Raw genomic sequence first — 13,707 nt, forward strand, 5'->3', positions numbered from 1 at the left:
CTTCTATTTTTTTAGGATGTTAAATCTTCTGTAATTGCTACAATCTTTTCTTTTTGGTTTATAATTTCATGATATATGCCAATGCGAAATACGGTGGACGGTTTTCATGAGGTTGATTGCTTCCAGTCTTATTGGTATTAAAGGAATGTCTATGCTTACCTGCAGGTTGGGTAGTTCTGGTGAATGCTTTGTAATAATCATTAGAACTTCCTGTACCGGATCCATCTCCTCTTTTAGCTGCCCCCGTAAAATTATGTTCGTGTTCGCCAGCTTCTCCAGTAGTTCCTGAATGACTATGTGATGGTAATTGGCCTGTTGTTAGAGTAACTTCTTCTTTTCCTCCTGTTTTTCCAATCTGATATTCTGAATTTCCTTTGTCAAATCCTACAATAAATCTCCCAGATAAGTTTGGAGTACCTTGCTGTCCATCACACAATGCCCATCCCACAGGAATACTACTAATATTTCCGGACCACATGACAATCACTCCTTTTGGCATCCTTGTATCTACATAGCTTTTTACTGCCATTTGGGTAGGAATTCTATCATGGCTAGCACCTTCTTTATCTAAATCTGTACTCGTAGAAATATTCTCTGCCTTAAATTTTTTTACCGTCATATCTCCTTGCACTGATACTGCTCCTTTAATATGAGTTCCTCCATCTGCCAGAATCTCTAGCTTTCTGGTGGCAGGATCACTATTCGTTGATTTTCCAAATAATTTTAAAGTAGTAGTTCCTACTTCAATCTTTGCAGAATCTTTATGCTCATTCGTATTATTGCCTCCAAATAGGATTGTATCTTCAGAAATTTGCATTGCCCCAACTGGTTTATCAGAAGTTGTACTTCCTTTAACCGTAAGAGGAGCCACAGGTTCGATGGTACCAATCCCAACATTACCTTCTCCAGATTTGATAAACAAACGACTTTGTCCTGTTGCGTCTTTGATATTAAATCCAGATTGATTGCTTGATGGTTCTTCAGCGTTTACTCTTGGGTTTAAGTTTATAGACCATTGCGGATTATCATCTGTGAAATTTTCATAGAGATCTACAATCTCTTGTGTACCTATTCGCTCTCCTTCGGCTTGTATAGACAAGGGATTCCCTTGAACTTTCGCAATCCCATCTTCAGCTTGATTAATGCTAGCTTCTATAAAATCTGAAAACTCTTCTTGAGTAGGTTTATCATTAATCTTAAAATATTCCTTGAGTTCTGTTCTGTTTCTTTTATTGATTTCCATAAGACTGTATTTTATTACTTTGGTTTTAAGAATTTATTTCACAATAAAGTCTTTGCTGATTTCCATATAATTAATTCCTTCAAAGCTATCTTCTTCGAATCCACTTTCGTTAACTACATAGACTTCGTGTATTTGGGCAGCTACCATAATCATATTAGGTTGTGAAGGCGTTACGATAGATTTACCATCATTCAGACTTCGTACATCGGTAAATGTCTTTCCGTCTTCGCTTTGGAATAATTTTAGGTTCGCTACATAATCGATATAAGGACGTTCTGCGATAAAGTTGATAATCATACTAGCATGAAGCGATCCTCCGATTTGAATTTCACTATCCTCACCATATGCCCATGGAGACATGAATCTTTTGATTTCTTCTATTAACTTTTCTTTATAAAAAACCTCATCATATCCAGGATAAAATTTCACAACACATTCTGTAGAAACTTGTAAATAAGAAGGATTCGAAACGGATATCTCGGCATAGGTTGGAGCCAGATTTTCTAAATAAGAATTGATCTTAAAAAGTGTATCTGCTGCTACTTTTGGAGCAAAAGGATTAAATGGTAATTTCCCTTTAATATCTGGAACTACAATCACATCTACTCCTCCAATACGATCCAAAGCTGGAAGACATTTCGTCTTATAAATTTCAGGAAACTTATGTAATATCATATGTTCATAATCCCACATCGTAAGCGCTCTATTCTTGTGCCGTAAACGTTCACTGATCCGCTTATATAAAGCATCTCCTTTTTCTACCGGTTTCCCTTTACTAGATGTAAAAGGTTGTGATATTTTTGCTATTTCAGGTATTTGATTGAGTTCTTCAGTAATTGTATCTACTGGCAATGGATTTTCGAAATGTGCTGGCGCTATTGTTTCACTAGCAAGTGTAGCACTAATCACCTGACTCCGAATATCAATAGTATCAGATACTCCTTCAATATTTTTAAATGCACTTATCTTCATCCAATGTAAATCAGATGGCATTAACGTACCACCTTGGGTAGCATCTTCGGGTATTCTAATTTTTACAATTCCTGTATTTAGTAATCCATTGGTACCATCCTGTAACAGATTAGAAGGTGCCAATGTTATCCATTCATTATTTCGCAGATAACTCCATTGTACTACTGGTTTTTCTATTTCAGGATCCGCACTCCCTTCTGCCATTTGAAATAAAATTGAAAGTACCTGAGGTGTATTTACCTCTTCAATTCCAAGATATAGTGAACCTTCGTCCTTATACGCAGGTATTAATGTACTTGTTGCTCCAGGAATTATATCATCATATCCAAAAGGATGTATATGAAATATCCTATTGTTAGTGCTATGCGTTGCTGTATTTGCTAGAATAGTATCACAAGACGTATATGAAATTCCTAGTTTTTTAAGCTTAGGCTGATATGGCGGATTGATCTTTAGATTTTTTATTTCTGCCTTATCGGATATTGCTTGTTTGACAGACAAGGTATTAAATACCGAATGCTGAAAGTTTATTGGAGTCAATTCTATTCTAAAATAGCGATCCCAAAGCAATGCTTCTTCATCATCTGTCTGTATTCCAAAACGTTCTTTATATTGATAATCAGGACTTGTATTTTTTATCCTTGCAGGAATATCATTGATAGATATTTTTTTTTCTTTATTAAAAAGAGGATAACCTTCTGTTACCTCATTACCTTGTTCATCTTCAACCTTGGTAGAAAGTAACAGCTCTGCATTGCGATCATGTAAAAACACATCAGCCTTAAAATCATGTTCATTCTCAATGATAGCAGCATCAAAACCTAACTTTTGATCCATAAGTTCGGCCAATTGTTCATCATTTAGTGCAGCGAGTTCTTCCTCGGTATGATCTGCCTGAATAAGCCAATAATTTTTGTAATAATCCACAAAAGATGTTGGCTGTTTTATCCATTCTAAATGTAACTGTACATCTTGCAATCGTTTCTGTGATATTTCGTCATTGGCGATGTAAAAACTAGTTCCTATTTCAGGTTGAAAGCCAAAAGGTTCAAATGGTTTGTTGGTATCAATTGTTCCTTCATCATTCTCTACGATACTATGCTGCATCTCCTGAACATCTACTCGAATATGGGCTTTTTGTAATGCCACATCTACTAAATGTTGATAGCTACTTCGTATCCTGTTTTGATCATCTTCCTCTTCTATTGAAGATTGCAAGACACAGAGCATAACAGGATAATCCGATGCTATAAAAGCAGAAGAAGATGGAAATGAAATGATAGGCAAATCATTATCCTGAAGCTTAATTCGGATTCTCAGCGCATTTAGGTATACTTGATCCTTGCTGTATTTTTGCGTATTTTCTATAGGTGTTTCTAATACTCCAACCTCTTTAATTTCTACAATTTTCACATCCTTAAAGTCTACAATCTCATAAATTTTTTGAGAGGCATCCACGATGTAATCGCCTATATCGGTTACAGTAAAATTAGTCGTATCTAATCGGGTAATGGTTTGATCCTTTATTTCAACGTTTAGATTATTCTCTGATGAACTGCCTACGTAATTCCCTAAAGAATACTGAACCGCATCTGGTATAAACCATTGTTCTGCACTACTTAAATAGGTTTGAAAAGGATCTTCTCTATCAAAAACAGCTTGTAAATCTTTTATTTTTTGGCTGCTAAGATTTAAATCTAGAAATACTTCAATAGTACGTTTTCCGTCTTTGAGTAATAAAGTTGGAGAACTAATCGCAAATCCAATCTCTGATGGTTTTAAGGAATTATCTGCAATAGCAGTTAGTCTATCCCCAAAAGTTTTGAACCTTTTACTTTCTTCTTCCTCATCATATTGACTAAAAAGAAAATCCTTAACGCTCGCAGTATCATAAATATCAGATAATTGTTCTGTTTCTGGAGAAGGAATTACCACAGAACGCAGCTGACGTTCAGAAAATTCTAAAATACGGTATACTTTATTTTTATCTTCTTCGGAAATAGTACTATCACTATTAGTTTGCATAACATGAATAAAATCTTGTTTTCTCAACAATAATTCTACTTCCACATATTCTAATGCTTGTTCAGAGTTCTCATTTGAGGCCTGTAAATCTTGAAGTACTTTTTCTAAAGATGTTGTTTCTCCATTGTATAAAGGCAAAGAATCTCCTGGATTTGGATTACCATACACTTTCTTTAGCATGGCATTAAATCCATTGGTATTGTGTAATTCTTTTAAATCTAGTTGTCTCTGGTGAATAATTTTTCTTTCGTACGCCTTTTCTAATAACTCGTACTCAGGTTCCCAATCTATAGGAATACCTTCTTTGTCTTGTCGATGCTTTAAAAAAATACGATCAAATTCATCTCTTTCTAAAAACAATGCTTCTTTTACATAAGTAAGTGCCTCAGCATTCTCATTTTTTACAGCTTCTTCTAACTGAAAAAGATCTTCTATTTGTAATGCTTCTGGAAAATCTGGTAGTGCATCACCAGGATTTGGATGCCCTAATGCCATTTCCATCATGTCTACAAATGCCGTATCCTTTGTTTTTCTTCGCTCCTGATGTACATTTCGGATAGTTCGTATTTCCTTGGATACAAAAACACTTTTTAATTGCGTAATTTGGGCTTTGCTAATCACCGTATCTTCATTGGTGACATACTGTAATTCGTTTCCTTCAGCATCTTCTCCCGCCTGTAAGATGGTTCCTTTTTCTACTTCGAGATATTGAGTATTCTCTTCTAATTCTAAAAGTACATTCACTACATCTGGAACTGCCTGTTTTGGATCTAATTGTAGATACTTTCTGTAGTAAAAATCGAGATGCTTTTCGGTAAGTCCATTTATTTTAGACTTTACATGATTCATTAACTTAAGAAAGGTGATAAACAACACTACATGAGGTTTTGATAATTTTGCCTTCTTTTCGGTGTTATTATAAAACAGCTCTGGGTTTTCTACATATGCTGCTAGTTCTTTCGCCCAGTGTTTTTGTTGTATTTTTCTCCCTTCCAGAGAGTTTTGATTAAATATATTGGGATCATCTATAAGAAATGATTCCCAAGTACCTGTAGGTCTATTTTGTTCATCAAAAAACTGAAGCTCTTTGGCTAACCGCTGTGCTTCTGTAATCAATTCTTCTAAACTACGTCCTTCGATAGCTACATAATCAGTGCTCAGAGCATCCGAATTGCGATCGTTCTGACTGGTTCCATCTCTAAGAAGTATGTTATCTATATTTTGAATCGTATTCATCTCTTTTTACAACTTTTAGGTTATTTAGATTTTAAGTAGCTTTAATTTTTGCATTTGAGGGAACTAGTTTTCCTTGTCCAGGATACATGGGTAAAGGATCTGGTGTATTTGCTGGAGGTGGCTGTTTTGCTGGAGAAGTAACCTTAAACTCCGCTATAAAAATGCTCCCCTTTATGATAATGCTTTTGTTTCCACTTTTACTTTTGGTTGTTAATTGATCTGGACCTAATTTTTTAATGGTTAATGTACCCTGACCAGGAATCACAAATGGAGGTGCTACATACGAACAGTTTTTAACTTCCACTTTAGATTCGTCTCCTGCCACACATACTTTTTTACCTTTTACAGTCGTTTTTCCTGAAGCTGTTATCTTACCTGGTTGTACACTAACAACCGCACTTCCAAAAGCTGGTAAAAAATTAACTGTATCTCCATCTATCACTATTAGATCCATTTTTCATTTAGTTTTAATAAGTATCTACTTTATTATAAATCAAATGCCACGCTAGAGGCTTCATTGATATAGAATGGATAGATAAGATTAAATCGATTATTTGTTGATCTTACCATATAATCTATATCGATATGTACTACACCATTTTTGGGATCTATATCTGTTATAGCAACATTATTCACCTCAATTCTTGGTTCGTATAATAGCACGGCACGAGATACCATATCACTTAACTCATTGGCAAATTTCTCATCCAATTCTTCAAACAAAAATTGCGTAAGATCACACCCGAAATCTGGGTGCATGATTCGTTCCTTTAGCGATGTGGATAACAAAATCTGAAGACTCTGCTTGATATCTTCTTCTCCTGAAGTAAGTTTAACCTCAGCGCCTCCAATTCCAAAAGCAGGAGGAAAGGACCATCCGTTTCCTAAAAATTTATTATTCATAGCTCTTATATTAAATCCACTTTTTTTCCTTTTACTTTTACTTTTCCTTTAGCATTGATGTCAAGGTCTCCTGCAGCTTCTATTGAAAAATCTTTAGCACTAATTATTTTAATACCATCTTTACCCATTAGAATACTATTACCATGAGCATCTTCTAATGTGATTGTTTTCTCCTTCTGATTGATAGCTAATTGCTGCTCATTGGACTGGTCTTTATCCGCTGTAGATAATGTTATTACTTCTTTTTCCTCATCAAAAAGCAATTGATAATTAGACTTGGTAAAAATCCCTTTATATTTATTTTTTTTCTTTTCGGTATGTGGTGCTTTGTGGCTGTGCATTGCTCCTAAAACAACTGCTTGTCTGGGATCATCATTTAAAAAACCAATCACTACGCGGTCTCCTTTTTCTGGAGGAAAGAAAATTCCATGATCTACTCCAGCATCTAATGTCGTATACATGGCCAATACTTCAGCAGTTTTAGCTTCTTGATCAAAAGCTGGTATATGAACTTTAATTAGAAATCCGTGTTTCGAATCTTCTACATGTTCCAACACTGTTCCTACTTGTAATCCATTTACACCTGGTAATAAACCAGCAGCTTTTGTATCTACAATATCAGATTGCGAACTAAACCAATTGGCATCCATTCCTATTTGTAGGTAGGTATACCATCCAGAACCCATTACAAATCCATGTCGAACTCCAGTAATGATATGTTCTCCATTAAATCGACTTACATTTTCGATTTTCAGCGTCTGACCTACTTTTACTTTTCCATTTCCATTAATCCTAATGGTTCCTTGTACCAGAGACAGTCTTGACTTTACAAGTTGTGCATCTGACCAAGATTGCAATTCTAATGGATCTGTAGGTACAGCATGCACCAAGTTTGTTTCTTTAGCTCCAACTGCATCTGACAATTGTGAAGTTTTGTAATCAATACTAGTTAATAATTGCTCCTTCCCTTTTTTGGGAATACTAAGTGCTAATTCATTCTTTTTTGTATCCAAACCAAATGAATGTACTTTCTCATATTGATGACGACTACTAATTTTTAGATCAAAATGAGCCAGATCTATCCCAAAGGTTAGGGTATGATCGGTACTACCAATTTGTGGTGTAAAAACAGAAACCTCTCCATTATCAACTTGTACAAGTTGCCCATTCGCTTCTGCTCTTGATACTATAAAATCCCAATCCGAAACATAGTACTGTACCATCTGTGAATGTGCCAAAGAAGTATTTTCTATATTCTTGGCTTTTACATCTCTGTAGGTACTGATAATGTCTTTTATAAGTTTGTTATCCGTTTTATTCCGAAATACTTTGTTTTTTCGTAAACTGGTCATTTTTATAGAAGGATCGCAAAGCTCTATCGTAAGTACTGATTGGTATTGTGAGCGTTCGATTTCCTGATTGATCACAATACCTTCAAAAACCTTCGTCTCGTTTGTATTATTTCCTTCGTACCGCAAAAAGATTTCAATTGCAGCTCCTGGTATAAAAGCATTACTTTCTAAGGTGATAAACTTTTGATTTGCAACACAACCATCAGATAGCTTAAGTTCAGCTAAAGGTATTTTGTTAAACTCTTTGCTCGTATCTATCGACAATAATTCATACGATCCTAATGGCAGGATCTTACCGTTACTTTTAATCGTACTTGTTACTACAGTTGATGACATCTCTTATTTTTCTATTGGTGGGAAATAAATTTCTTGACCTGGTGTTAGATTTCTAAAATCCGTTAGTTTATTTACACTTGCTACCAATGGATAATACATAGGAGAGCCATATATTTCCTGACACATTAATGGTAATTGATCACCTGCTTTTATCATACGATAATGCGTAAGATCAGGAGATTGTAAATTCAACTTGGCTAATTGTGCTTTGGGCGTATCATCTCCAATGAAAGAAACGTTGAGCTCGGCTCGCAAAGGATCTCCATTTCTTTCGAACAAGGTGTAATTAATATCTAAGCTAGAAAGTCTACAATTAAACTTTAATGTTTTTCCCCAACTAAGAACTAAATAGCGCGGCTCGTGAATTTTACCTTTTATTTCTGTAATGTCTTTTCGAAAATCATCAATTCTTTCTGCAACACTTTTTTGAGTTCCTCTTAACAATCTAAGTGCTATTTCTGCTCCATATTGATCTACATTGGTTCCATCAAAAATTAGACTCATACTCACAGTAGACGATCCGCTATGCATAAACTTAGCATCACTTTTATTCTGAGGATTACTTGCCTTATCGGTAAACTTATTTACAAAACTTCGCCTAACGGATTCGGGATTAAACATCACTTCTAATTCCTTCTTACCAGTGGTTCTTTCTTCATTATCAAAAGAAATAATGGTAAGCTTTTGTAGTTTAAAACTTAATTCACTTAATAATGCCATAATCTATCTAAGGGTTTTCTTTTTCAATATTTTTAGTACCTGATGCACGCATTCTTGTACTATATCATATTGCTCTTTTCCGGTATCCAAAGTTGGTCTATCTTCATCTGTCTGTGAAGCATCTGATATGATGGCTCGAATGACAATTTCTTTAATCTCTACTGCCATTTTTATAATCTTAAAATTTGAAATCGTGTATATGCTAACTCCATTGTATCGATGGCCACGGAATTGGATTGTGCATCCAAATCAGATACGGACCATTTTACTGGATATGCTTTTAGAAATAACCACCCACCAATCGGAATACCATTTTCGTTAAATAATGTGACTAGTACATTAGAAGGATTAAACTTAAAAAATGAAAATGTCGCATTGAATTCAGAAATCAGCGGAGAACGCATCTGACCAAAACCTGGTAGACTAAGGCTATCTAAACCATCAGCTAAACTACTGGCCACAAAACCTCGCTCCAGTACCAAATTGTTATAATTCATCTTTTTAGGTACACGATGTGCGTGTAGGTTTTGTCCACCTTCATTTATCGTATCCAATTGCACTTCGGTACTAATACCACTTACTTTTTGAAACCTAATATCTATTGGATTAGGAATAACGCCGCCTGATAGAAAGAATACTCCAAATCTATGTGATAATGAAGGCTCTTTATCTGCAAAATTGATTGCTCTTAAAACATCTAACATATGGTAACTCTTTAATTGTATTTTACTCGTAAGTCATGAGCTATTAAATCGAGACTCTCTATTGCTACTTCACTGGCGCTAGCGCTAAACGATGGAGCATCTAATTTGAAAGGTAATGCTCGGGAAACCTCCCAAACTATGATGCCCATCCCAGCTTCATCACAAAGCTCTATTCTAATGTCTTTCTTTTCGCCAGATTTAATCCAGTCATATAAATCACTCCTACGTTTGATCAACCCTCTTTTTAAAGAAATATTAATCGGTTTTCTTTGGCCACGGATCAAATGATCACCTACTGCCCAACTAAAACCATGTCGATACAACACGTGATCATGGTCAATTTCTAAACCTGAAATCTCTGAGAACGACATGATTTCAACTCCGTTAATCGTTACCTGATAATTGTATACCGGTAACGGATAGGTTTCGCTAATTTTCTGTTTATCAATTGCCACAATACTTTGGTTTTTAAAATTTATATTGACTTATCATTCTGGTTTTATTTCCTAGAATAGAACTTACTTAGTTTATCCACCTACTATGCTTCTTCCATAGTAACTCTGAATGCCATTAAATCCATAGATTCTATAGCTACATCATTAGAACTTGCATCAAAAGAAGGCGCAGTCAATTTGGTTGGAAAAGCATCAATAACTTTCCAGCTCACTACAGTACTACCTGTTTCATCTAAAAGATGCACTACGATATCTCTTTTATCTACCTGATTCAATTGTATATCATTGATCCAATCATAAAAGACAGGAATGCTCTTTCCTTTTACCAATCCTTTTTTCATAGATATATTTACTGGTTGGATCTGTCCTGGCATGTACATAATATTCGGGCCTACTTTTCCTCCTGTAGCAAAGCTTTCCTTATATGTTGTTGTTTCGAAGGATAATTCTAAACCTGATACCTCCGAAAAACTTATAGATACTCCGTTGATATCTACCCTATAATTATAGGTGACTAAAGGGTAATCTGTCTTTATTTGTTCTTTAGTTAAAGCCATTGTTTTACTTTTTACTTGTTCATTAAATTTTCTGCGCTAATTATGCTTCTTGTAGTTTATGAGAGAATTTCAATATGATAAATTCTGCAGGACGCACAGCTGCTAGTCCAATTTCTACAATCATCTTTCCTTCTAAAATATCTTGTTGCGTCATGGTTTTTCCCAATCCGATATTTACAAAATATGCTTGTTCTTCAGTCGCTCCAGCTAGTCCACCTTGTTGCCAAACGCCATATAAAAAACTTTCGATCATAGCCTTCATCTTCAACCAAGTCACGGCATCATTAGATTCAAAAACTGCAAACTGAGATGCTTTTTTGGTAGATTCTTCTATCATATTGAATAACCTTCGTACTGGTATATATCGCCATTCATTGTCATTTCCAGCTAGTGTACGAGCTCCCCAAATCATGGTTCCTTTTCCAACAAAACTTCGGATAGCATTAATAGATTTACCACTTGTAGCATCAACATTTAGTTTTTCCTGATCTTTAGAAGTAATTTTCGCGATAGGACCGATAACAGCATTTAAGCTCACATTTGCTGGTGCTTTCCATACACCTCTTTCTCTATCTGTAGTAGCATATGCACCAGCTACTGCTGCACTTGGTGGTAACGTGATGCGTTGTTTAGATACCTCACTGATAATTCTGCTATATAACTCAGAACGAGACTCCTTGAAAGTTGACAAACTAACAGATGCATTATCACCACCAGTAGTAATAAGGTCGGTGGTTCCTGTAGAAGACTCTACAACGGCAGCTCCATCTAATAAAATAATATCAAAATCGCCTTTGTTTGAAAATGTATTCCATTCATTTATAATTTCACTAGCGGGAGTTCCATCTCCAACATTCATGGTTAATACAGCATCAGCAATACTAAAAGAAGGTATACTTCCCGATCCTTTGTTGATCTTAACTTTAGGAGCATCTTGCGAAGATCCATTGTATTCAACTCTAATCGCACCGGCTATTTCTAATTGTAAGGTTTCAGTTGCCGAAGAACCTGATACTTCCACAAGATCTTCTTCGTAACGATAGGTAAGTGATGTTTGTAAATACGGAGTATAAGCAGCACCATATTTTAGATTATTTGTACCTATTCCATTTCTAAAAGATGTTCCATCTTCATCATCTTTTTTAATATCAAAAATGCAAAATCTATCTTTTAACTCTTGACATTGAGCTAAGGCACTTTGACATACTTCGTGATAATCAGGCGCATCTAATTTTGTTGCTTCGCCAAGCATAATCAAGGTAGGTTCATCTTCCTTACTCAAAGCTTCTAAGCCATTTAAGAATGATTCCTTATCATGATCATCATTATGACTTCCTATGGATATAATATAACAATCACCTCCACCATTTTTAAAGTATAAATCGATGGCATGATATAAAGTATGCTTCGGAGCTTCTACTTCTATATTTTCTACAGCATCATCATCCGAAATGCTTACCTTAAAAGATGCTGATTGTGCACCTCCAAAAGCCTCTTTAAACTCCAATAAAGTAGATACTCTAATGGCTTTGTTTGTAATATCTTTCCCATTTTTTACCGCTTTTTCCGTATATCCAATAAAAGCTGGTACCGCAGTAGAAACCTCTGCTACAGATTGTGGTAATAGAGGTACTTCCTCTGTATACACATCTGGTGTTAAAAATCTAGACATATTCTAATAGTTTTACATGTTTATACTAGGCTTTTCTAAAAACCAATACGTTTTTCCAGATCCGCCTTTCTTATTTAATTTTAATTATTTGAATTCCTTGTTGTTCTGCTCGAGGGTTGGGTAAATGATTGATAAGAATATCACCGTTTTGAAGTAGTTTGATATTCTTAATGGGTTTGTTACTGTAGGGAACCAAATCTTTAGATTCGAAAATCTTAACTTGGGTATTCTGAAAATTTAATTGAATGGAATTTATAATCTGATCCGTGGTGTTTTCATCTACTATCACTTCATTGAAACTAATTTGATTATCTCTAGACTCTAAGCTGATATCCGTATCTTCGGTATTAGAAACAAAATAGTATTTCCACTTTACCGACTTTGCTCCAAATACAGCTTTAAAAATTATTGGTTCTTCTAAAGATGTAAGATTAATTTTATGACCTATAATATGAATACTTCCTAATGCAGGATATCCTCCAAAAACTCCTTCCTTTGCTACTTGGCTACTTACTAATTCCTGACTATTTTCTGAAAGATCTTGATTAGAAAATGAGATCATATGACCTTCATCTATCTTAGAAAAATCTGTAATCTCCTGAGTAGTATCTGAAGTTGGATATATATAAAAAGTAAAGTTGTCATCTTCGCTCAAAGGCTGGAAACCGATATTTCCCTGAGATATAGGAGCTAAAACCTTTATTCCTTTTTCTGTTTTCTTTATTACAAATCCAAGGTTACTTAAGTGTTTTCTCGTTTCATTTTTAGGTACAAGAACTACAGCATTAGATTCTAATAAAACAGGGTGAAAAACCTCTATGTCAAAAATTTCGCGATATTCCATGTTATACTTTATTTGATTCGATATTGGACTTGTTTATAGATCTATTTGTTAAAAGCTTATACTTTTTGATGAAGATTAAGATTCGTTTTGGATATTGGTTCTCCCACAAACTCCATACTTTGATCGTCTATAAAAGATAGCAGACGTACTTTATATAATACTGAGGGCAGGTATGATGTGTTTAAAGAATGCCATACTTGATTTTGTTCTTCTAATGGAAGTGATATTAATTCTACGATCAACTTCTCTATATTTTCATCTGATAATTGCGGTGAATTCAGAGGATCAAAGATTCGGTTGACCTGAAAAAACTTAATAACATGTGATAAAAACTTAAGTGCCTGATCATATTTATTGAATTTGGATACGAACAAAATCAATAACTCAATTCTTATTTCAGGATTTGCTTGGGTTTTTATGCCATTTCGGATTACGCCAGCATATTGATCTGCATTTCTAAATTTTCTATCCTCTGAAATATTAATGAGAAAAGGAGTTATTTTATCATTAGTAAAAGAAACAGGATCGTTATTATTTGTACTTATAAAGTCTATAATATTAGATTCTGTAGTACCTACTACATTTTTAAAATACTCATTGAGCTTATCCTTTAAAACTGTTAATACAACATCGACCATGATTTAGACTAAGTTTATTGATTTTTGATGTTTCAAAGGTACTTGACTAA

Annotated in this window: 13 protein-coding genes; all 13 read right to left on the minus strand. The window is 34.7% G+C overall.

Annotated features, from left to right (window positions below):
• Positions 1 to 58: 58 nt before the first annotated feature.
• Positions 59 to 1,243: a phage baseplate protein gene (locus ACWNT5_RS04720; protein WP_456516771.1), complete on the minus strand. Its 1,185-nt coding sequence runs from the start codon at positions 1,241 to 1,243 to the stop codon at positions 59 to 61.
• Positions 1,244 to 1,276: 33 nt separating this feature from the next.
• Entirely contained in the window at positions 1,277 to 5,476 is a 4,200-nt protein-coding gene (locus ACWNT5_RS04725; protein WP_456516772.1) for a baseplate J/gp47 family protein, read from the minus strand.
• A gap of 31 nt (positions 5,477 to 5,507) precedes the next feature.
• On the minus strand, positions 5,508 to 5,930 hold the full coding sequence (locus tag ACWNT5_RS04730; protein ID WP_299897932.1) for a hypothetical protein: 423 nt from the start codon (positions 5,928 to 5,930) through the stop codon (positions 5,508 to 5,510).
• A 32-nt stretch (positions 5,931 to 5,962) separates the two neighbouring features.
• Entirely contained in the window at positions 5,963 to 6,379 is a 417-nt protein-coding gene (locus ACWNT5_RS04735; RefSeq protein WP_456516773.1) for a GPW/gp25 family protein, read from the minus strand.
• A 5-nt stretch (positions 6,380 to 6,384) separates the two neighbouring features.
• Positions 6,385 to 8,067, minus strand: a complete 1,683-nt coding sequence (gene vgrG / locus ACWNT5_RS04740) for a type VI secretion system tip protein VgrG (RefSeq protein WP_456516774.1) — start codon at positions 8,065 to 8,067, stop codon at positions 6,385 to 6,387.
• A 3-nt stretch (positions 8,068 to 8,070) separates the two neighbouring features.
• The gene (locus ACWNT5_RS04745) at positions 8,071 to 8,787 is read right to left on the minus strand and encodes a CIS tube protein (RefSeq protein WP_456516775.1); all 717 of its coding nucleotides are present in this window, start codon (positions 8,785 to 8,787) and stop codon (positions 8,071 to 8,073) included.
• A gap of 3 nt (positions 8,788 to 8,790) precedes the next feature.
• Positions 8,791 to 8,955 carry a DUF5908 family protein gene (locus ACWNT5_RS04750; protein ID WP_456516776.1) on the minus strand — a complete coding sequence of 55 codons (165 nt, stop codon included), beginning with the start codon at positions 8,953 to 8,955 and terminating at the stop codon, positions 8,791 to 8,793.
• Positions 8,956 to 8,957: 2 nt separating this feature from the next.
• Positions 8,958 to 9,491: a phage tail protein gene (locus ACWNT5_RS04755; RefSeq protein WP_299605205.1), complete on the minus strand. Its 534-nt coding sequence runs from the start codon at positions 9,489 to 9,491 to the stop codon at positions 8,958 to 8,960.
• An 11-nt stretch (positions 9,492 to 9,502) separates the two neighbouring features.
• On the minus strand, positions 9,503 to 9,946 hold the full coding sequence (locus tag ACWNT5_RS04760; protein WP_456516777.1) for a phage tail protein: 444 nt from the start codon (positions 9,944 to 9,946) through the stop codon (positions 9,503 to 9,505).
• Between the two features lie 83 nt (positions 9,947 to 10,029).
• Positions 10,030 to 10,503 (minus strand): phage tail protein, encoded by a 474-nt coding sequence (locus tag ACWNT5_RS04765; protein WP_108805100.1) that lies wholly within the window; start codon positions 10,501 to 10,503, stop codon positions 10,030 to 10,032.
• A gap of 40 nt (positions 10,504 to 10,543) precedes the next feature.
• Positions 10,544 to 12,175: a phage tail sheath family protein gene (locus ACWNT5_RS04770; RefSeq protein ID WP_456516778.1), complete on the minus strand. Its 1,632-nt coding sequence runs from the start codon at positions 12,173 to 12,175 to the stop codon at positions 10,544 to 10,546.
• Positions 12,176 to 12,245: 70 nt separating this feature from the next.
• Entirely contained in the window at positions 12,246 to 13,019 is a 774-nt protein-coding gene (locus tag ACWNT5_RS04775) for a hypothetical protein (protein WP_299605196.1), read from the minus strand.
• A 56-nt stretch (positions 13,020 to 13,075) separates the two neighbouring features.
• Entirely contained in the window at positions 13,076 to 13,657 is a 582-nt protein-coding gene (locus tag ACWNT5_RS04780; protein ID WP_299605193.1) for a DUF4255 domain-containing protein, read from the minus strand.
• Positions 13,658 to 13,707 lie beyond the last annotated feature (50 nt).

It is taken from the genome of Aquimarina sp. 433, assembly GCF_054054605.1.

Excerpts from the sequence above, each read along its gene's own strand:
- ACWNT5_RS04720 (WP_456516771.1), bottom strand. The coding sequence starts at position 1,243 with ATGGAAATCAATAAAAGAAACAGAACAGAACTCAAGGAATATTTTAAG.
- ACWNT5_RS04725 (WP_456516772.1), bottom strand. The coding sequence starts at position 5,476 with ATGAATACGATTCAAAATATAGATAACATACTTCTTAGAGATGGAACC.
- ACWNT5_RS04730 (WP_299897932.1), bottom strand. The coding sequence starts at position 5,930 with ATGGATCTAATAGTGATAGATGGAGATACAGTTAATTTTTTACCAGCT.
- ACWNT5_RS04735 (WP_456516773.1), bottom strand. The coding sequence starts at position 6,379 with ATGAATAATAAATTTTTAGGAAACGGATGGTCCTTTCCTCCTGCTTTT.
- vgrG (WP_456516774.1), bottom strand. The coding sequence starts at position 8,067 with ATGTCATCAACTGTAGTAACAAGTACGATTAAAAGTAACGGTAAGATC.
- ACWNT5_RS04745 (WP_456516775.1), bottom strand. The coding sequence starts at position 8,787 with ATGGCATTATTAAGTGAATTAAGTTTTAAACTACAAAAGCTTACCATT.
- ACWNT5_RS04750 (WP_456516776.1), bottom strand. The coding sequence starts at position 8,955 with ATGGCAGTAGAGATTAAAGAAATTGTCATTCGAGCCATCATATCAGAT.
- ACWNT5_RS04755 (WP_299605205.1), bottom strand. The coding sequence starts at position 9,491 with ATGTTAGATGTTTTAAGAGCAATCAATTTTGCAGATAAAGAGCCTTCA.
- ACWNT5_RS04765 (WP_108805100.1), bottom strand. The coding sequence starts at position 10,503 with ATGGCTTTAACTAAAGAACAAATAAAGACAGATTACCCTTTAGTCACC.
- ACWNT5_RS04770 (WP_456516778.1), bottom strand. The coding sequence starts at position 12,175 with ATGTCTAGATTTTTAACACCAGATGTGTATACAGAGGAAGTACCTCTA.
- ACWNT5_RS04775 (WP_299605196.1), bottom strand. The coding sequence starts at position 13,019 with ATGGAATATCGCGAAATTTTTGACATAGAGGTTTTTCACCCTGTTTTA.
- ACWNT5_RS04780 (WP_299605193.1), bottom strand. The coding sequence starts at position 13,657 with ATGGTCGATGTTGTATTAACAGTTTTAAAGGATAAGCTCAATGAGTAT.